This is a genomic window from Streptomyces sp. NPDC052023, from assembly GCF_044548465.1.
Taxonomy (GTDB): Bacteria; Actinomycetota; Actinomycetes; order Streptomycetales; family Streptomycetaceae; genus Streptomyces.
Map to the genome: position 1 here is coordinate 464,383 of NZ_JBIUBW010000004.1, position 20,149 is coordinate 484,531.

The window sequence follows — 20,149 nt, forward strand, 5'->3', positions numbered from 1 at the left end:
CAGTGCGTCAAGAGGCCTGCCGCGCCTGGGAGGCGGCGGCCGCGGCGAGTACGGAAACGGTGTGCGCGGCCGAGGCGAGAGTGGTGTGCCGGTGCCAGCCGCTGTAGGACCGGCCCACGTAGTCGCGGATGCCGACCTGGGAGGTCACCTCGTCGAAGTCCCGGTCGACGCGCCGGGCGCAGTCGCTGAAGCGGAGGACCGCGGCGGCCGGTTGCGGATGGTCGGTCAGCCACAGTTCGGCCGGCCCGCGACGGCCGGGTCCGCCGACGCCGACCAGCGAAAGCGGTGCCCCGCCCGGCCCCGCCCCCGGTTCGCGCACCCCGACCGCGGCGACCAGGGCGGTCCTGCGCACCGCCGGCAGCGACCCCGAGACGGTCTCGAAGCGGGCCATGGGACGGAACTGGGCCCGCGCCGCCTGCATGATCTCCGGAGCGGTCAGCTGGTGCGAGCCGTGCCCGGTCAGTGCGGGATCGTGCACCGTGAGCGGCAGTTCGCCGTGCACCCTGGCGAGGGCGGGGAACCCCAGGGCACGCAGGCCGCGGACCGTGGCGACGGGGTCGGACTCCTCGATGTCGACCACCACCGGCTGAGGCGGCAGCCCCCAGGCGGCCAGGCTCTCCCGGCAGGCCGTCAGGGCGCAGTCGCCGAGCGTCTCGGGTTCGGCCTCGTACGGGATGGAGGCCTGGTTGCGGCGCAGGCCGTCCTTGATCCAGACCTGGGGCAGATACAGGCGCCAGTTGAGCGGGGCCGTCACGGTGTCCGAGACGCCCCAGACCCCGACCGCGCGCTGGGCGTTGAGCGCCTGGCCCTCGTCGACCGAGAAGTACCGGCTGACACCGACCGAGTGGCGCCCGACCTTGGGGATCGTCAGGAGGCGCACGACATGGGCCTGCGGCGGCGCGAGGCGGACCAGATACTCGGCCAGGGCCCGGCGTACCGGGATCCAGTCCCAGGTGGAGCTGCAGATGAAGTGGTGCAGGCTCTGGCCGGTGCTGCTGCCCTTCAGGGCCGCCATGTTCCGGATCGACTTACGGCCGCGGGTGGAGAGCAGCCCCTGGATGTAGTCCATGCCGCGACGCCTCTGATCGCTGCGGCGCAGTGTCGCGAAGAGCTCCGTGCACAGGTCCTCGAGCGCATCCCCGAGCACCCCTTCGGGCTGAATGAGCGCAGCACTCATGTGACTCCTCGGTGGTTTTGTTTCACGCCGTGCGGTCCACTCGATTCGCGCCGTGGAATCCCGTCGAATAGGCGCGGTGCGGGCCGATCAATTCACGCCGTGCTGTCCGCTCCACACTAGGAATCGGAGGTCGCCCTGATGAATGACAAGGGCCTAGCAAGGTTCAGCGGTTGGGACGCCCGCTGTACATGACTGTTTCGAGCCCGAGCGGAGTCATGTGGTTGACCGGTGGCGCATCTGAACAGCACAGTCGTGGGCGGGAGTTGAACAACGCAGCGGAGACGGGTGAAAATGGGACGCAAGAAGAAGGTCATCCTCGCTGAACCGCGCAGTTTCTGCGCCGGTGTGCGGCGTGCCATATCGATTATCGAGCTCGCCCTGGAACGCCATGGCACCCCGCTCTACGTGCGCAAGGAAATCGTGCACAACCACTACGTGGTCCGCCAGCTGGAGCAGCGCGGTGTGCGGTTCGTGGACTCCGAGGAGGAGGTGCCCGAAGGCGCGGTGTGCGTCTTCTCCGCGCACGGTGTCTCACCCGAGGTGCGGCGCAACGCGCAGGCGCGCCGGCTCGACGTGATCGACGCGACCTGCCCGCTGGTCTCCAAGGTGCACCAGGAGGCCAAGCGGTTCGCCCGGGAGGAGCGCACGCTGCTGCTGGTCGGGCACGCCGGGCACGAGGAGGTCGAGGGCACCTTCGGGCACGCGCCCGACCGGACGGTGATCGTGGAGACGGTTCAGGACGCGGAGGCTCTCGACCTGCCGTCCGACGCACCGGTGGCCTACCTCACGCAGACGACCCTGTCGGTGGACGAGACCCGGGACATCATCGAGGTGCTGCGCCGCCGCTTCACGGACCTGCGGGGCCCCGGCACCGACGACATCTGTTTCGCGAGCCAGAACCGGCAGGACGCCGTCAAGGAGGTCGCGCCGCGGTCCGACCTGGTGCTGGTGGTCGGATCCCGTAACTCCAGCAATTCACTTCGGATGGTCGAGGTGGCGCAGCGGTTCGGGATCCCCGCCTATCTGGTGCCGGATGTCACCGAATTCGACGAGAACTGGCTCGACGGGGTTTCGGTGATCGGCCTGAGCGCCGGGGCAAGCGCCCCCGAGATCCTCGTGGACCAAGTTCTGGAAAGGCTTGCGGATTTCGGATACCGCGATATCGAGATCGAACAGGTGGCGCAGGAGGACGTGGTCTTTCATCCACCGACGCACCTCATCGAAACGGCCAAGGCCGGCTGACCGGCCGGACAGGAGAGAGGGAGCAATTGATGACGACCGCGGTGACAGACCGGCTCGAGGTGCGAAGCGCCCGCTCCGAGGTGCTGCGCAGGGCCGAGCGACGTCTGGGGGAACTCCTCGCGGACGAACGGGCGCGCTGGAGCGGTGTGGACGCACGGGGCGCGGTACCCGTGGACACGGTGACCTCCCTGGTCGACGCGGGCGGCAAGCGGCTGCGCCCCGCCTTCTGCGTGACCGGGTACCTGGCCGGGGGAGGTGACCCAGGGGACCCGATGGTGGCGGACGCCGCTTCCGGCATCGAACTGATCCACACCGGTGCGCTCCTGCACGACGACGTGCTCGACGCGTCCGACGTCCGGCGCGGCGCCCCCACCGCGCACGTCCGGCACGCCACCGTCCACGCGGAGCGCGGCTGGCGGGGCGAGTCGCGCCGCTACGGCGAGGGCGTGGCGCTGATCTCCGGGGTCCTGGCCATGCTGTACGCCGACCGCCTCACCCGTGATCTGCCGCCGGCTGCCCGTGATGTGTGGGGCGAGATGGTCACCGAGATCCAGATCGGCCAGCACCTGGACGTCGCCGTGGCCGCCGAGGGCGTGATCGCGCCCGAGCTGTCCCGGTGGATCGCGATCTGCAAGTCCGGGCGCTACAGCATCACGCGCCCCCTGCTCCTGGGGGCCGCGCTCGCCGGACGGCCCGACCTGACGCCCGCCTTCGAGGAGTACGGCGAGTGCCTCGGGCTCGCCTTCCAGCTGCGCGACGACCTCATCGGCGCGTTCGGCGACAGCACGGTGGCCGGCAAGCCGGTCGGACTGGACCTGGAACAGCACAAGATGACGCTGCTGCTGGCCGAGGCCGCGGAGCGCGACCAGCAGGTGCGCCGTCTGGTCAACCGCCGCGAATGGGACACCGCCGCGCTGCTCGGCCTGCTCGGCGAGAGCAAGACCCGTATCGAAGAGCGCATCGACGCACTCGTGGAACGCGCCGGCGCGGCCCTCGACCAGGCTGCGATCGAACCGGTGTGGCGCGACGAGCTGAGCGAGATGGCCCTCGAAGTCGCCTATCGGAACCGGTGATCGCATGTCATTGCTGGAGAGCCTGCACGGGCCGGAAGACCTACGGGGGATGAGCCCGGAGGAACTGGACACCCTGGCCGCGGAGATCCGTGCCTTCCTCGTCGACCGGGTCTGCGTGAGCGGCGGGCACCTCGGCCCCAACCTGGGCGTCGTGGAGCTGACCCTCGCCCTGCACAGCGTCTTCGACTCGCCCCGCGACCGGCTGCTGTGGGACACGGGCCACCAGTCGTACGTCCACAAGATCGTCACCGGGCGGGCGGCCGCGTTCGACCGGCTGCGCCAGGAAGGCGGCCTGTCGGGATACCCGAACCCGGCCGAGTCCGAGCACGACCTGGTGGAGAACTCGCACGCCTCCACGGCGCTGTCGTACGCCGACGGCCTGGCGCGCGCCGACGCGCATCAGGGCCGCACCGACCGTGCCGTGGTCGCCGTCATCGGTGACGGCGCCATGACCGGCGGCATGGCATGGGAGGCACTGAACAACATCGCGGGCGGCCCGGACCGCCCGCTGGTCATCGTGCTCAACGACAACCAGCGCTCCTACGCGCTCACCCAGGGCGGGTTCGCCGATCACCTGGGGGAGCTGCGCGCCGGGCAGCCGGGGCCCGGCCTGTTCGAGCAACTGGGGCTGGCGTACCTGGGGCCGGTCGACGGCCACGACGTGGCCGCGCTCCAGGACGTCCTGCGCCGTGCACGGGAGCTGCGCAGGCCCGTGGTCGTGCACACGGTGACCGAGAAGGGCCGCGGCTTCGCGCTCACGGAACAGAACGAGCTGGACCGGGGGCACGCCATCAAGCCGATGGACCCCGAGACCGGCCGGCCGCTGAAGAGCTCCGCCGGGCCGTCGTTCACCTCCGTGTTCGGGCGCGAACTCGTGCGTATCGCCGAGCGCCGTCCGGACGTCGTGGCGGTCACCGCGGCCATGCTGGAGCCGACGGGACTGCTGCCGATGCAGGCGCGCTTCCCGAAGCGGGTCGTCGACGTGGGCATCGCCGAACAGCACGCGGTCACCATGGCCGCCGGCATGTCGCTCGGCGGCGTGCACCCGGTCGTCGCCATCTACTCCACCTTCGTCAACCGCGCGTTCGACCAGTTGCTGATGGACGTGGCGCTGCACCGCAGGGCCGTGACCTTCGTCCTCGACCGCTCCGGCGTCACCGGTGACGACGGCCCCAGCCACAACGGCATGTGGGACATGTCGGTCCTGCAGGTGGTGCCAGGCCTGCGGATCGCCGCCCCACGGGACGGCGCCCGGCTGGCGGAGCTGCTGGAGGAGGCCGTCGAGTGGACGGAGGGGCCGACCCTCGTGCGGTTCCCCAAGGGACCGACGGGCGAGGACATACCCGCGAAGATGACGTTCGCCGGCACCGACGTACTGCACCGGGCCGGGCCGCTCGACGTGCTGATCGTGTCGGTGGGCGCACTGGCCCGGGTGGCTTTGCAGGTGGCCGAGGTGCTGTGGGCGCAGGGCATCGGCGCGACGGTGGTCGACCCGCGCTGGGTGACGCCGGTCAACCCGACGCTCGCCGACATGGCGCGCAGGCACCGCCTCGCCATCACGGTCGAGGACAACAGCCGTACCGGTGGCGTCGGTTCCACCGTCGCACAGTTCCTGCGCGACGAAGGGCTGCGCACGCCGCTGCGCGAGTTCGGCATTCCGCGGCGGTTCCTCCAGCACGGCAGCCGTACCGAGGTGCTGTCCGGCTGCGGCCTGACCGCGCAGGACATCGCGAGGGCCGTGGTCGAGGAGATCAGCGATCCGGTGGAGGACCGGATCGGCGACGAGGCGACCGACTTCGAGCAGGAGATATCCCGCTTCATCAACAGGGATCGGGGAGGGGAGACACGGTGACGACGGTTGGTCTCGGAATACCCACGGTGCGGCCGGAGGCGGCGCTGCCGCCGCTGGCCCAGCGGCGCAAATCCCGCCAGATCATGGTGGGCGCGGTACCGGTGGGCGGGGACGCACCGGTGTCGGTGCAGTCGATGACGACGACCCTGACCGCGGACATCAACTCCACCCTGCAGCAGATCGCCGAACTGAACGCGGCCGGCTGCCAGATCGTCCGGGTCGCGGTCCCCTCGGCCGACGACGTGCAGGCACTGCCCACCATCGCGAGGAAGTCGCCGATCCCCGTCATCGCCGACATCCACTTCCAGCCCAAGTACGTGTTCGCGGCCATCGACGCGGGCTGCGCCGCCGTCCGCGTCAACCCGGGCAACATCAAGAAGTTCGACGACAAGGTCGGGGAGATCGCCAAGGAGGCGGCGAACGCGGGGATTCCGATCCGGATCGGCGTCAACGCCGGGTCGCTGGACCGGCGCCTGCTGGAGAAGTACGGCAGGGCGACGCCGGAGGCGCTGGTCGAGTCGGCGCTGTGGGAGTGCTCCCTGTTCGAGGAGCACGGCTTCCGCGACATCAAGATCTCGGTGAAGCACAACGACCCCGTGGTGATGATCGCCGCGTACCGGCTGCTCGCGCAGCGCTGCGACTATCCGCTGCATCTCGGCGTGACCGAGGCCGGCCCGGCCTTCCAGGGCACGGTGAAGTCCGCCGCGGCGTTCGGGGCGCTGCTGTCCGAGGGGATCGGGGACACCATCCGGGTCTCGCTGTCGGCGCCGCCGGTGGAGGAGGTCAAGGTCGGTACGCAGATCCTGGAGGCGCTGGCCCTGCGCGAGCGCGGCCTGGACATCGTCTCCTGCCCCTCCTGCGGCCGGGCCCAGGTGGACGTGCACACCCTGGCGGAGAAGGTCTCCGCCGCGCTGGAGGGCTTCCCCGCGGCGCTGCGGGTCGCCGTCATGGGCTGTGTGGTGAACGGTCCCGGTGAGGCGCGGGAGGCCGACCTCGGCGTGGCGTCCGGCAACGGCAAGGGACAGATCTTCGTGAAGGGTGAGGTGATCAAGACCGTACCGGAGGCGCTCATCGTGGAGACGCTGGTGGAGGAGGCCCTGCGCATCGCCGAGGAGCGTGGCGAGTCCGTGGACGAGTCGGGTCCGGTGATCGTCACGCCGTCCTGAACTCCACGCCTTTCTCTCTGTCGCACGACGGTCCGCGGGCTACCCGCGGGCCGTCGTGCCGTGTGGAGCGAGAAACGGCACGCCGGCGCACGGCGGTGAGCGTCCCCGCCCCGGCGGAGTTGACATTCTCAGCGGCCGAACGGGCAGGTTTTGCGCCATCCAGCCCTGCCGGGTTCGCCGGACCGGCCTCGCGCCCCGGGGCGGGAGGAGCGCCGTACGGCGTCGGAGGCGCAGGTCCACCGGGGTCGGGCCGCGGTTGAGGGGAGAGCGGCTTCCTCGATGAGGGCGTGCCGGTGACCACCGCGCTGGCTGGATCAATTCGCTCAGATGCTTGATTGAACTACCGTGGCAGTGTCCCGATCGGGGCGGAACGGGGGTGACCGCTTGCACGTGGTGTCGGTGGAGGCCGCACACAGGCGCAGAGCGGACGCCTTCGGGGCGTGCCCGCACATCCCGGGCCAAGGCCCGTTCCGTCCTCGCCGCCTCACGAAGCCGACGTTCCTTCAGCTGTCCACGAGGCGCCGTGGACCCCGTCCACGACCGCGTCGTCGATAGGCCCGCCTCTTCCCGCCCGCAGGGTCGCGGTGCCCGGTGCGCACAGCCGCCGCCGGACCGCGCTCGGGTCTGCACGGAAGCGAGCGGGATCGATTCATCACGTGTGTCCGTTGATCCCTGGGGGGCTGCCCATGTACCCGATCAGTTCGAGCACCATCAGTGACGAGCTCAGCTCCGACGGACCGGGGGTGCTCACCGTCGCCACCCGCTGCCTGGTGGGCCGGGACGAGGAGCTGGCCGAACTGCGCGGACTTCTCGGCAGGCCGGCCGGGCGCGTCGTCACCGTCACCGGCCCGGCCGGGGTGGGCAAGAGCAGGCTCGCCGCGGCGGCGTACGCAGACGTCGCCGGGTCCTTCGAGGACGGCGCACGGGTCGTGGACCTGAGCGACGTCCGCCCCGGCCAGGACCCCGAGTCCGTGCTCGCGGAGGCCGTGGGCCTGAGTACCGGCGCGGGCCGCCCCGCGCGTACGCTCCTGCGCGAGTTCTTCCACGCCCGCCACTGCCTGCTCTTCCTGGACGGCTGCGACCGGATGCGCGCGGCACTCGTGCCGGTCGTCACCCGGCTGATCAACGACTGCCCCCGGCTCACGGTCCTGATGACGGGGAACGAGCGGCTCGGCGTCTACGGCGAGGTACTCCTCCGCGTCGCTCCGCTGGCCCTGCCCCCGGCCGGCCAGGAGCTGGAGCTGAAGGAGCTGCGGGAGATCCCGTCGGTCAAGCTGTTCATCGACCGCACAGCGGTCAGCCGCCCCCACTTCGTGCTCACCGAGCACAACCGCGCGGCCGTCGTCCGGCTGTGCCGGCGTACCGACGGCCTCCCGACGGCGATCGAGTTCGCCGCGTCCCGCATGAAGATGCTCTCGCCACAACGGCTCGCGGACGAGCTGGAGCACAGTCTCGACGCCCTGTCCGGCAGCGAGTTCGACACCCTGTCCCGGCATCGCGGCATCCGCACGGCGATCGAGCGCCAGCTCGACGCGCTCGACAGGCGCGAACGCGCCGTGCTGAGGCGGCTCGCCGCCTTCCACCGCGCGTTCGACCTGCCCACCGCCCAGGCCATGTGGCCGGGAGGCGTCGCGGAACTCCAGCGTCTGCTGGAGATGTTCGTCGACAAGAGCCTGCTGCACACCGACGAGTGCTCCGACGGCGAGCTCATCATCTCCATGCTGGGTCTCACCCGGCAGTACCTTCTGGAGGAGGCCCGCGCCCTGGGGGAGCTCGACGAGATCCTCGCGGCGCACGCCGCGTTCTGCGTCGACCTCGCCGAGAGCGCCGAGAGCGGGCTGCGCGAATCCGATCAGAGCCGGTGGCTGATCCAGGTCGACTACTGGCGGGAGGACCTCGCGAGCGCGCTGCGCTTCCTCACGGAGACGGGCGACCATGGGGGCGTCGTCAGGATCGCGTCGGGTCTGCACCAGTACTGGCAGGCGCGGGGCGCCATCCACGAGGGCATCGCGCTCCTGCGCGCCGGAGTGCAGGACATGAGCGCCCTCACCCTGGCGCAGCAGGCCAAGGCGTTCCTCGCGCTCGGTGAACTGCTGCTCAACGCCTCCGAGACGACCGCCGCCGAGGACTGCCTGCGCAGGGCCCGGGCGGCGTTCGGGGAGCTGGAGGACGAAGCCGGGGTGGCCGCCTGCATGCGCAGGTCCGGACTCGTCGCCCTGCAGCGGGGCGACCTCGTCGAGGCCGACCGCCGCCTCGAGGAATGCGTGGCCGTCGCCTCCGGCCACGGCACGGCCGAACACGCCGCCGCGCTGCGCAACCTGGCGGAGGTACGCCGCGCCGAGGGCGACGCCTCGGGCGCGCGGCGACTCGCCCAGGCCGCGCTGGAGGTCTTCGAGCAGCGCCGGGACATCCGCAACGTCGCGCTCACCCGCCTCGTCCTGGGCGACGTGGCCTTCGCCCTGGGCGACCAGGACGGGGCCGTCGAGCTGTACCGGTCCGCCCTCACGGACATCGCCGAGCTGAGGCATCTTGCGCTGTGCGCCCTGGGCCTGGAGAAGTTCACGATCCTGCTCACCCGGTGCCGGGGCCAGTCGATGGAGACCTGGCGCCGGGCGGCACGTGCCCTGGGAGCGGCGGCGGGCATCCGGGCCGCCACCGGCTGTGTCGCGCCCGCCCTGCTGCGCATGGAGGTGGACGCCGTCGCCGCCCTCACCCGGGTACGCCTGGGCGACGAGGACGCCGCGGAGATGGGGGACGTGGGGCGGCGGTCAGCACCGCACGCCGCCGTCGCCGCGGTGCTGACCGACCTGGACCACGTGGAGCCCGAGCGCGACGCGGGCAGCGGTGCCGGCAACCCGCTGACGCCGAGGGAACGGGAGGTGGCCGAGCTGGTCGCGAACGGCCTCACCAACCGGGAGATCGCCCGCCGGCTCGGCATCGCCGAATGGACCGCCGTGAACCACGTGCGCAAGATCATGCGCAAGCTGGCGTGCACGTCACGGGTCCAGGTCGCCAGCTGGATGTCGAAGCAGGACTTCACGGGCCGGCGCAGGCCGGCGTCCGCCGCACCCGCCCCCCGGACCGGGGCACGCACCGGCGCGGGGGAGTGAGACGGAGGTCCCGACGTCCCGTTGCCCGGCAGACATGGTCTCTGCCGGGCAACGGGGAGCAGGAGCGGACCGGACCGCAGGCGCGGCGCCGGTCTCAGAGCCAGTGGTACGCAACGTTGTGGAGCAGCACACAGACGACGGTCGTCCGGAACACCACCACACCACGGCTGCGCGCCAGCAGCGCGTGGCCGTTGCGCAGGAACGAGACGTACTGGCGTAGCCGCAGCACCATCAGCGGCAGGGTCGCCAGGAGGAACCAGCCGGATATCCAGCCGGCCGCGTACGGGCCCAGGACGACCAGCAGGTTCAGCGCCGTCAGGGTCCCCAGGAACACCTTGTTGCCCCCTGCCGACGCCATCACCGCGACGGTGCGCCGGCCGACCGCCGCGTCACCGCTGATGTCCTGGGTGTTGGAGTACCCGGCTATGAGCAGCTGCCCGAACCCGAACAGCAGCGCCTCCACCAGGACCAGGGCCGGGAGTTCACCCACGGTGAGGGAGTAGGGGGACAGCACGAACGCCGTGGCCGAGAAGAGCAGCAGCAGCTCCCCGAGCCCGACGTAGCTCAGCTTCAGCCCCCAGGAGTACTGCACACTGAGGCTGAGGAGCAGTGCGGTGACCACGAGCCCCCACACCGGAACGTGCGGGGCCACGAGAACCGCCGCCAGCCACCACACCGCTCCCCACACCAGGGCGACGTATCCGAACCGCTGCGCCTGGTGCACCGTGAGTTCGCCCGTGAGCAGCGGCTTGCGCTTGAGCGGGCGCAGTTCGGTGTTGCCGTCGGAGAGATAGTTGGCGGTGTCGCTGCCGTCCTTGACGCCGGTGACGTCGTCCAGCGTCATCACCGCGGACAGCACGCCGATCTTCCCCAGCGCGAACACGAACAAGGTCAGGAGCACCTGCCCGTCCAGGCGGGTGCTCGGCTCCATCGCCGTCCACACGATGAGCAGGGCGAGGAAGAAGTCAAGGACGAACTGGAACTTGACCAGCCTGGCGTACCTGCCCAGTCGCTGGAGAACACCTGGTTCAGGGGCCACTTGCGTACCCGCAGCCGCCATGGAGAGTCCTTACTGTCGGGCCCGGGACGCCTCTCAGAGCGTCACCGCGGCGGTGTTGAGACAGGCGAGCAGCGAACGCGCCTGCACATTGACGTACCGGCTGTGCCGTACCAGCGAGTTGAGCTGCCAGGGTGTGACCCAGCAGTACCCGGGCGGCGGTTGGGCCGGCGCCTGCTCCTCGTCGGCCTCGACGATCAGGTACCGGCTCTGTGCGTGGTGGAAGCGGCCGCCCTCCTCGGAGTGCACGGCCTCGTAGCGGATCTGCTCCGGGCGGGCGTCGAGCACGAGGTCCAGGAACGGCGGGCGCTCGGCGGGGGCGAGGTGGCGGTAGTTGTCCGGCGTGCACTGCACCGTCGGGGCCAGCTCCAGCGTCTCCAGGAGACCGCCCTCCGGCAGGGCGTGCGCGAGCAGGTGCGGGACGCCTGCGAAGCGGCGGGTCACGAACGCGGTGACGCCGAGTCCGAGCGGTTCGATCAGCGGCTGTGTCCACTGCGCGACCTCCCGATTGGCGGCCTCCACCGCCACCGCCATCACCCGGAAGTAGCGTTCCGGAACATGCTCGACGGACCAATCACCGCGCACCCAGTCCGTCACCTCGGCGAGTGGCAGCGACCGCACCCGGCGGTCGTGGCGCGAGCGTTCGGCGGTGATCCAGGAGAGCAGCGCGCGGTCGGAGTGCAGTGCGCCGGGCGCGGCGGGCTGCGCGGGAGCGCACGCGAGGACGGTACGGGCGTCCATGTTCACCACGTTGTCGCGGCGCAGCAGTTCGCCGATCTGCCCCAGGGTGAGCCAGCAGAAGTTCTCCTCGAGGGGAACCTCGCCCACCGCCTCCACCAGCATGTTCCGGTTGGCCTTGCGCAGGAACCACGAGCCGTGCTCGGACTGCAGCACATCGGCGATCACCCGCTCCGGCGGTACGTCGACGAAGTGGCCGAGGTACTTCACGTCCGCGCCCTGGTGCACCTTGGTGTAGTTGCTGCGGGTCGCCTGCACGGTGGGGGAGAGCTGGAGCAGGTTGGGGTTGCCCGGCTCCATCTTGGCCTGCATGAGGAAATGCAGGACGCCGTCGAACTCCTTGGCGAGGATGCCGAGGATGCCGACCTCCGGCTGGTTGATGATCGGCTGCTGCCACTCGGGGACCGGGTTCTCGGGGTGGGTGACGTGGATGCCCTCGACGGAGAAGAACCGGCCGCTGCGGTGCACGAGGTTGCCGGTGTCCGGCGCGAAGGACCACCCTTCGAGGCCCGCGAACGGAATGCGCTCCACCCGGAACCTGTGGGTGCGCGCGTGCTCCGTCAGCCACGGCGCGACCCGCCCGGTGGACAGACCGTGGCCGTGCGGTGTGCCGGCCGAGCGGAGCAGGCGGGCGGTGTCGGCCCCGGGATCGTCGCGCCGCAGCAGTGGTGCCGGCATCGTGCTCATCGGGCCGCCTCCGTGGCGGCGCCGCGCTTGAGGTCCTTCCACCAGCCGGGGTTGTCCCGGTACCACTCGACGGTCTCGCGCAGACCGCGTTCGAACGGCACCCGCGGCTCGAAGCCCAGCTCGTCGCGGATCTTGGTGCCGTCGAGGGAGTAGCGGTCGTCGTGGCCGAGCCGGTCGGCGACCCGCCGGATGGCGGAAGGCGCGGCGCCGCACAGCTGGAGCAACTGGTGGGTGAGCGCCAGGTTGCTCCGCTCGACACCCCCGCCCACGTTGTAGATCTCCCCGGCCCGGCCCTTCGCGCGCACCATCTCGACCGCGCGGCAGTGGTCGTCGACGTGCAGCCACTCGCGGACGTTGTGCCCGTCCCCGTACAGGGGCACCGGCCTGCCCTCCAGCAGGTTCGTGACGAACAGCGGGATGAGCTTCTCGGTGTGCTGGTACGGGCCGTAGTTGTTGGAACAGCGCGTGATCGACACGTCCATCCCGTGGGTGCGGCAGTACGAGCGGACCACGAGGTCGGAGGAGGCCTTGGACGCCGCATAGGGCGAGTTCGGGGCCAGCGGCCATGTCTCGGTCCACGATCCGGCAGCGATCGAACCGTAGACCTCGTCGGTGGAGACGTGCACCGTGCGCTCCACGCCGCTGAGGCGTGCGGAGTCGAGCAGCACCTGGGTTCCCACCACGTTGGTGCGGATGAAGTCCGCGGCGGCCGCGACCGAGCGGTCGACGTGCGACTCGGCCGCGAAGTGCACGATCGAGTCATGGCCGGGCAGCAGCTCACGCAGCAACTCGGCGTCGCAGACGTCCCCGTGGACGAACTCCAGGCGCTCGGCACCGATCGGCAGGTTGGCGAGGTTGCCGCTGTAGGTCAGCTTGTCGAGTACGGTCACACGGGCGCCGACGGCCTGCGGGTAGCGGTCCTCCAGCAGTGAGCGCACGTAGTGCGAGCCGATGAATCCGGCGCCGCCCGTCACCAGGATCTTCATGATGCGACCTCCACCCAGGAGTCGTCTCCGACAATCAGCCGGTGGCGGCGGGTGGCCGTCACCGAGGCGGTCCTGCCGATCAGCGATCCGCTCAGGCCGCGCACGTCCGACAGCGAGGACCCGTCCTGCACGATCGAGTCCTCGACCAGTGTGTGCCGCACCGTGCAGTCGCCGCCGATCGCGGTGTACCGCCCGATGTGACTGTCCTCCACGACGCTGCCGGGACCGATGATCGCGGGCCCCTCGATGCGGGAGCGCACCACCCGGGCGCCAGGAGCGAGCAGCACCGGACCGGTCAGGTCACTGGCGTCGTCGACCTCACCGAGCCGCTGCGGCCGCAGCTCGTCGAGCAGCCTGCGATTGCATTCGAGGACGGCGTCGACACTTCCGGTGTCGGCCCAGAAACCGAGGTATTCGCTCGCCTTGACGCAGGCACCGTTCTGCACGAGCCACTGGACCGCGTCGGTGATCTCCAGCTCCCCACGGGCGCTGGGCCGAATTTCGGCGACCGCCCGATGAATGGCGGAGGTGAAGAAATAGACGCCGATGAGGGCGAGATCGCTGCGCGGCTCGGCCGGTTTCTCGGCCAGCCTTGTCACGGTGTTCGAGGCATCCACCTCGGCCACCCCGAAAGCCCGGGGGTCGGTGACCTTCTGGACGACGAGTTGGGCGGCCGGCCGCTGTGCGGCGAAATTTCCCGCGATCTCTGTGATTCCCTCCGGCAGCACGTTGTCACCGAGGTACATGAGGAAGTCGTCGTCGCCCAGGAATTCGCGGGCGATCAGGACGCAGTGGGCCAGCCCGAGCGGCTGCTCCTGCGGGATGTAGGTGATTCGGGCGCCGAACCGGCTGCCGTCGCCCATCACCGCCCGGATCTGGTCCGCCCGGTCGCCGACGACGACGCCGATCTCGGTGATGCCTGCCGCCAGGATGTTGTCGAGGACGTGTTCCAGGACCGCCTTACCGGCGACCGGAATAAGCTGTTTCGGTGTGGAATAGGTGAGAGGCCGAAGCCGGGTTCCCATCCCGCCGGATAGTACTAGAGCCTTCACTTTGTCCCTCCGGAGTGGTTCTTCGGCCAGTGGAATTTGATTCCGTTGGATTATCCGGGAGTGCATCAGTGAGGCTAACGGCGCCGCGACGGACGCCCGTTGATATGGTCTTGGACTCTGTCATGTCCTGCTTGACCTGACAGAGTCTCCATTACTTACGAAGAGGCCGGTGAAATGCCGGACGGCTGTGCAGCCTCCGCCGGACTCAGCGTCCCGCCCCGCTCGAACTCGGCCCGGAACCCCTCCTCGCCCAGGCTCCCACGGGCGCCCGCGGAGATCCGGTCGACGTCGTCCCGCTCGCCCTCGGGCAGCGGGGTGCCCACCCGCGCCCGGGCGGCGGCGGCCGCACCGAGGAGACGAGCCGCCCGCCCGGCGCGGCCCGCCAGGAGTTCCGCGCCGGCCAAGCCCTCCAGGCCCAGGGCGACCGCGCGCGGGTCACCTGAGGCGTGCGCGGCCCTGAGGCCGTCCCGCTGCAGTTCGAGGGCGGCCCCGGCCTCGGCCCGCAGCTCCGCGATGAACCCCAGTTCGGCGAGGATCAGCGACGGCACCCCGGGCTGGTAGCCCATCCGCCGGTGCACGTCGAGCACGTTGCGCATATGGCGCTCGGCGGTGTCCAGATCGCCTTGCCTGCGGGCCCCCATCCCGAGTCCGATCTCGGCGAACTGCTCCCCGAAGTCGTCCGACTGCTCCACCGCCAGCCGCCTGGCCCGCTCGTGGTACTCCCGGGCCAGCGCGTAGTCGCGGGTCAGAAGGGAGACCCGGCCCAGCCCCGAGAGCTGGAACGACACCTCGGGCCACAGCCCGAGGTCCTCGGCCATCCGCAGTCCGTCGCGCAGCAGCCGTCCGGCCCGCTGGTAGTCACCGACCACCTCGGCCAGGGTCTGCAACGGCACCATGGCGCGCAACTGCCCCCACCGATCGCCCAGTTCACGGAAGATCTCCAGGCTCTGCTCGCCGTACCGGCGCAATGCGCCGAAGTCGCCGCGCAGTTTCGCCACGAACGCCCGGCTGGCCAGCGCCGCCGCCGTGCCCCAGCGGTCCTCGCGGGCGCGGAAGGTGGTGAGCGCCCGCTCGATCAGCTCCTCACTGGGCGACAGGTCTCCGATGCCGTACAGGTTGGAGCCCAGGAACCACTGCGCGTGCGCCTCACCGCCCGGCTCGTCGAGCTCCTCGTAGGGGCGCAGCGCGGCATGGTACTCGGCGAGCGGGTCCTTGCTGCCGCCGAGGAGCAGCCTGGCCCCGCCGAGCCAGGCGGTCGCCTCGGCGACCGGCGCGGTGGCCGCGCCCCGCGGCGCGACGGCGAGCGCCATGGCCAGGGAGCGCTCCGCCTCGCGGTTGCGTCCGCGCAGATGCCAGTACCACGCCAGGGAGTTCACCAGCCGCAGCGCCTGCTCGCCGTCCCCGCTGTGCACGGCGCTCTCCAGCGCCGTGCGCAGGTTTGCCGTCTCCCGGTCGAGCCGGCGCAGCCACTCCCGCTGCCCGTGACCGCGCAGGTGCGGCCTCGCGCGCTCCGCGAGCGAGGTGTAGTAGGCACGGTGGCGCGACTGCAGGGCTTCGAGTTCGCCGGTCTCGCGCAGTTGCTCCAGGCAGTACGCCGTCACGGACTCCAGGAGCCGGTAGCGCGGCCCGTCCACGCCGTCCGTCATGACGACCAGGCAGCAGTCCACCAGGCGGGCCAGCAGATCGAGCACCTCGGCCCGGTCCACGCCGGTGCCCGCGCACAGCTCCTCCGCCGCCGCCAGGGTGCAGCCGTCGGCGTGCACCGCCAGGCGGCGCAGCACGGCACGCTCCCGCGCGCTCAGCAGGTCGCAGCTCCAGTCGATCACGGCGCGCAGGGTGCGATGGCGCGCCGGGGCGTCGCGGGTCCCGGCGGCCAGCAGCGTGAACCGGTCGTCGAGGCGGGCGGCCAGCTCCGTCACGCCCAGGGCGCGGACCCGGGTGGCCGCCATCTCCAGGGCGAGCGGAATGCCGTCGAGCCGGCGGCAGATGGAGACGACCGGTGGGATGGTCTGCGCGCTCAGCCGGAACCGGGGAGCGGCGGCGCCGGCCCGTGCCGCGAACAGTTCCACCGCGCTGAAGCGCAGTACGTCTTCGGTGCTCAGGTTCGCGGCGGCCCGCGGCAGGCGCAGCGGAGGCACCTCCACCAGCCGCTCGCCGCCGATGCTGAGCGGCGTCTGGCTGGTGGCCATCACGTGCAGCCGTGGGACCGCCTTCAGCAGCCGTACCGTCAGCTCGGCCACGGGCCCGGCCACGTGCTCGCAGTTGTCGAGGACGAGCAGTGCCGGCTCGTCGCCCAGCGCGCGGACCACGCGCGCGGTGGAGGAGAGCAGGTCTCCGTCCGGGTCGGGGCCGGCGGTGATGTCGTCGCGTACGCCGAGCACAGCCTCGACCACCTCGTGCACCTCGGTGGCCGACTTGGGGGAGGGGTCGAGCGAGGCGAACTCCGCCAGCCAGACGCCGCCCGGGAAGGCCGGGCCGAGGGCGGCCGCGGTCGCGAGGGCGAGCTGGGTCTTTCCCACGCCGCCCGAGCCGGTCAGCGTCAGGATCCGGTGCCGTGCGGCCAGCCCGCGCAGCTCCTCGATCAGCTCGTCCCTGCCGATCAGCTCGCCGGGCGGGGTGGGCAGGTTCGTCGGTGGCCGGGCCGCGGTGGTGTTCGGCGACGGCACGGCCGTCAGAGCCGGGCTCTGGGTGAGGATCGCCTGGTGCAGTGCGGTGAGCTCGGGTGACGGGTCCACCCCCAGCTCCTCGGCGAGCCGCTCGCGCAGCTCGGCGTAGCTGGTGAGGGCGGCGCCCTGCCGGCCCGCCAGGTACAGGGCCCGGATGTGGGCGGTGCGCAGCCGTTCCCGCAAGGGGTGGAGCGCGACCAGGTCCGCCAGCTCGTCGGCGACCAAGGCGTGTTCGCCGAGTTCCAGCCTGGCCTCGGCCTGCTCCTCCAGCGCCGTCATACGCTGCTCTTCGAGCCGGTCCGCGGCGACCCGGGCGAACTCCTCGTCGACGAAGTCGGCGACCGCCGGGCCGCGCCACAGGGCCAGTGCCTCGGTCAGCAGTTCTGCCCGGGCGCGTGGATCGGCGGTCCGGCGCGCGCGGGCCGTCAGGTCGTGGAAGCGGTCGGCGTCCACGGCGCCCGCCTGGACCTGGAGCTGATAGCCGGGAGCGCGGGAGACCACCAGGTCCCGGCCGCCGGGCGCGGCGTCCTCCAGGGCCCTTCGCAGCTGCCACACCTTGTTCTGCAGCACGCCGAGGGGGTTGTTCGGCAGCTGTGTGCCCCACAGGTCGTCGATCAGCCGGTCCACGGACACGGGCTGACCACGGTGGATCAGCAGCGCGGCCAGCAGCGTGCGGACCTTGAGCTCCGGCACCCGCACCGGTCGCCCCTCCGCCGTCCACACCGCGAGCGGACCGAGCACCCCAAAACGCATGTGATCACGCTAGCTGAACGAGGCGGTCCGCGACAGGACGGTCCGCGGACCGAGAGCCGCCGGGAGGCGTGAGAAACCCCGCGCGACAGGCCGGTTCCGGTCACCGGCCAGGCCGTCGCGAGCAGGTCCGGCGTGCGGCCGAGAGCGACCGAGAGCGGACCGGGATCAGGCCGGTGGCGGCGACGGGCACGGTGTGAGCCGAGGAGCCGAGGACCGAGCAAACGGAGGGGAACACCATGCCTGAGCCGAAACTGCGGGTGTCCGTCATCATCGGCAGCATCCGCAACGGCCGATTCGGTCCCACGGCCGCCCGCTGGATCGCCGACGAGGCCGCCAAGCGCGAGGACCTCGCCGTCGACGTGATCGACCTGGCCAAGGTGTGGCTGCCCGACGTCCTGCCCGCGGACGAACACGCCGAACGGCCCGCCGCCGTGCAGGACCTGGCGCCGTGGCTGGCCCGCGCCGACGCGTTCATCATCGTGACGCCGGAGTACAACCACAGCTTCCCCGCCTCGCTGAAGAACGCCGTCGACTGGTACATCGACGAGTGGAAGGCCAAGCCGGTCGCCTTCGTCTCCTACGGCGGCATCGCCGGCGGCCTGCGCGCCGTCGCGCATCTGCGGGAGATCTTCCCCGGGCTGCACTCCGTGACGGTCCGGGACTCCGTCGCCTTCCCCGAGTACTGGACGCGCTTCGACGACCAGGGCCGGCCGACGCACGCCACGGAGTGCGAGGCCGCCGCCAAGACCATGCTCGACCAGCTGACCTGGTGGGGACGCACGCTGCGCGACGCGCGCGCCGGCCGTCCCTACCCCGGCTGACGCTCCCGCCCGACTCCCCCGGCCCACCCCACACCGTGCCCGACCCTGGAAGGACATCCATGTCAACTCATGTCTCCCCGGCGGTGCCGGCGAAGGCAGGGACCCGCGAGTGGCTGGGTCTTGCCGTGCTCGCGCTGCCCACGCTGCTGCTGGCGCTCGACCAGAGCGTGCTCTTCCTCGCACTGCCGCATCTGGCGGAGTCCCTGGAGCCCACCGGCACACAGACGCTGTGGATCATGGACATCTACGGCTTCATGATCGCCGGTTTCCTGGTCACCATGGGGACGCTCGGCGACCGGATCGGCCGGCGCAGGCTGCTGCTGATCGGCGCCGCGTTCGTCGGTGCCACCTCGCTGCTGGCCGCCTACTCCACGAGCCCGGAGATGCTGATCGCCAGCCGGGCGCTGCTTGGTGTCGCCGCGGCCACGCTGATGCCCTCCACGCTCGCCCTGATCAGCAACATGTTCCAGGACCCGGGGCAGCGCGGGCGGGCCATCGCGGTCTGGGCCAGCTGCTTCATGGGAGGGACCGCGCTCGGCCCGATGATCGGCGGCGTGATGCTGGACTACTTCTGGTGGGGCTCGGTCTTCCTGCTCGGCGTGCCGGTCATGATCATCCTGCTGATCGCCGGTCCGGTCCTGCTGCCCGAGTACCGCGACCCCCACAGCGGCAAGCTGGACCTCTTCAGCGTCGCGCTGTCGCTGGCCACCATCCTGCCGATCATCTTCGGGCTCAAGGAGATCGCCCGGTACGGCTGGGAGCCGCTCTCCCTGCTGGTGATCGCGGCCGGCGTGGCCGTCGGCGTGGTCTTCGTCCGCCGTCAGACCCGGCTGGAGCACCCGCTGCTCGACCTGCGCCTGTTCCGCTCCGGCGCCTTCACCTCGTCGCTGATCGTCCTGATGCTGGCGATGGCCACCATGGGCGGCAGCTACCTGTTCATCACCGGCTTCCTGCAGATGGTCGAGGGTCTCTCGCCCACCGCCGCGGGCCTGTGGATGGTGCCCTCCGCCCTCGCCTCGATCGTGGCCGCGATGATCGCCCCGTCGCTGACCAAGAGGCTGCCGATGGGCGTGGTGATCGGCAGCGGTCTCGCCCTGACGACCGTCGGCTACCTGCTGGTCGCGTTCGTGGATCCGGTGGGCGGACTCCCGCTGCTGGTCACCGGGTTCGTGATCGCCTTCTTCGGAACGGGACCCATCGGCGCCCTGGGCACCAACCTCGTGGTGAGCTCCGCCCCGCCCGAGAAGGGCGGTTCGGCCGCCTCCATGTCCGAGACGAGCGGGGAGTTCGGAGTGTCGCTGGGTGTGGCGGCGTTCGGCAGCCTGGGCGCCGCGCTCTACCGGGACGACATCACCGTCCCGCAGGGCGTGCCGGCCGAGACGGCCGAAGCGGTGCGCGGCGGGATCGAGGGCGCGGTCGTGGCCGCCCAGGGGCTGCCGGACGACCTGCGCGACCAGGTGCTGACGGCGGCGCGGGACGCGTACACGAGCGGGCTCAACGTCGTGGGTGTCGTCTGCGCCTCGCTCATCGCCGTCACGGCGGTGCTTGCGGTGACCCTGCTGCGCAAGGTCGGCGCCACCGCGCCACCGCAGGAGGGGCAGGCCGGCGACCGGGAGGAGTCGCTCACGGCCAGCCCCTGACCGGGTGAGCCACGGCGCGGGCCCTTCGCCGACTCGGCGGGGGCCCGCGCCTTCGTCCGTGCCGCTGTTGCCGTGCCGCCGGACCTGACACATGACCTGGTCCCTTCATGGACCCCTTTCACCGCCGCC

13 protein-coding genes are annotated in these 20,149 nt (G+C 71.2%); 7 read left to right on the plus strand and 6 right to left on the minus strand.

Features of this window, described 5'->3' with window-relative positions:
• Positions 1-7: 7 nt before the first annotated feature.
• Positions 8-1,177, minus strand: a complete 1,170-nt coding sequence (locus tag ACIHCM_RS12455) for an IS701 family transposase (RefSeq protein ID WP_399893293.1) — start codon at positions 1,175-1,177, stop codon at positions 8-10.
• Positions 1,178-1,468: 291 nt separating this feature from the next.
• On the opposite strand from ACIHCM_RS12455, the gene ispH reads away from it, so the two are divergent.
• From ispH to ACIHCM_RS12480, 5 genes are all read left to right on the plus strand, one after another.
• Positions 1,469-2,419 carry a 4-hydroxy-3-methylbut-2-enyl diphosphate reductase gene (gene ispH, locus ACIHCM_RS12460; RefSeq protein ID WP_399893296.1) on the plus strand — a complete coding sequence of 317 codons (951 nt, stop codon included), beginning with the start codon at positions 1,469-1,471 and terminating at the stop codon, positions 2,417-2,419.
• 29 nt (positions 2,420-2,448) lie between these two features.
• Positions 2,449-3,492, plus strand: coding sequence for a polyprenyl synthetase family protein (locus ACIHCM_RS12465; protein WP_399893299.1), 1,044 nt, complete (start codon positions 2,449-2,451; stop codon positions 3,490-3,492).
• Between the two features lie 4 nt (positions 3,493-3,496).
• On the plus strand, positions 3,497-5,344 hold the full coding sequence (locus ACIHCM_RS12470; protein WP_399893302.1) for a 1-deoxy-D-xylulose-5-phosphate synthase: 1,848 nt from the start codon (positions 3,497-3,499) through the stop codon (positions 5,342-5,344).
• On the plus strand, positions 5,341-6,510 hold the full coding sequence (gene ispG / locus ACIHCM_RS12475) for a flavodoxin-dependent (E)-4-hydroxy-3-methylbut-2-enyl-diphosphate synthase (RefSeq protein WP_399893305.1): 1,170 nt from the start codon (positions 5,341-5,343) through the stop codon (positions 6,508-6,510). Before ACIHCM_RS12470 ends, ispG begins: the two co-directional genes overlap by 4 nt.
• A 686-nt stretch (positions 6,511-7,196) precedes the next feature.
• On the plus strand, positions 7,197-9,620 hold the full coding sequence (locus ACIHCM_RS12480) for an ATP-binding protein (RefSeq protein ID WP_399893308.1): 2,424 nt from the start codon (positions 7,197-7,199) through the stop codon (positions 9,618-9,620).
• 94 nt (positions 9,621-9,714) lie between these two features.
• On the opposite strand, the gene ACIHCM_RS12485 is transcribed toward ACIHCM_RS12480, so the two are convergent.
• The 5 genes from ACIHCM_RS12485 to ACIHCM_RS12505 form a co-directional block, all read right to left on the minus strand.
• A complete protein-coding gene (locus tag ACIHCM_RS12485; RefSeq protein WP_399893311.1) occupies positions 9,715-10,659 on the minus strand; it encodes a UbiA family prenyltransferase in 945 nt (314 codons plus the stop codon).
• A gap of 54 nt (positions 10,660-10,713) precedes the next feature.
• Complete coding sequence (locus ACIHCM_RS12490; protein WP_399893411.1) at positions 10,714-12,093, minus strand: NDP-hexose 2,3-dehydratase family protein; 1,380 nt, start codon at positions 12,091-12,093, stop codon at positions 10,714-10,716.
• Between the two features lie 5 nt (positions 12,094-12,098).
• A complete protein-coding gene (gene rfbB, locus ACIHCM_RS12495; protein ID WP_399893314.1) occupies positions 12,099-13,088 on the minus strand; it encodes a dTDP-glucose 4,6-dehydratase in 990 nt (329 codons plus the stop codon).
• Positions 13,085-14,140, minus strand: a complete 1,056-nt coding sequence (locus tag ACIHCM_RS12500; protein WP_399893317.1) for a glucose-1-phosphate thymidylyltransferase — start codon at positions 14,138-14,140, stop codon at positions 13,085-13,087. Before ACIHCM_RS12500 ends, rfbB begins: the two co-directional genes overlap by 4 nt.
• Positions 14,141-14,295: 155 nt before the next feature.
• On the minus strand, positions 14,296-17,559 hold the full coding sequence (locus ACIHCM_RS12505; protein ID WP_399893320.1) for a BTAD domain-containing putative transcriptional regulator: 3,264 nt from the start codon (positions 17,557-17,559) through the stop codon (positions 14,296-14,298).
• A 236-nt stretch (positions 17,560-17,795) separates the two neighbouring features.
• Here ACIHCM_RS12505 and ACIHCM_RS12510 point away from each other — a divergent pair, with 236 nt between their 5' ends.
• Both ACIHCM_RS12510 and ACIHCM_RS12515 read left to right on the plus strand, forming a co-directional pair.
• Positions 17,796-18,380 (plus strand): NADPH-dependent FMN reductase, encoded by a 585-nt coding sequence (locus ACIHCM_RS12510; protein WP_399893323.1) that lies wholly within the window; start codon positions 17,796-17,798, stop codon positions 18,378-18,380.
• A 59-nt stretch (positions 18,381-18,439) separates the two neighbouring features.
• Complete coding sequence (locus tag ACIHCM_RS12515) at positions 18,440-20,020, plus strand: MFS transporter (RefSeq protein ID WP_399893326.1); 1,581 nt, start codon at positions 18,440-18,442, stop codon at positions 20,018-20,020.
• The last annotated feature ends 129 nt before the right edge of the window (positions 20,021-20,149 follow it).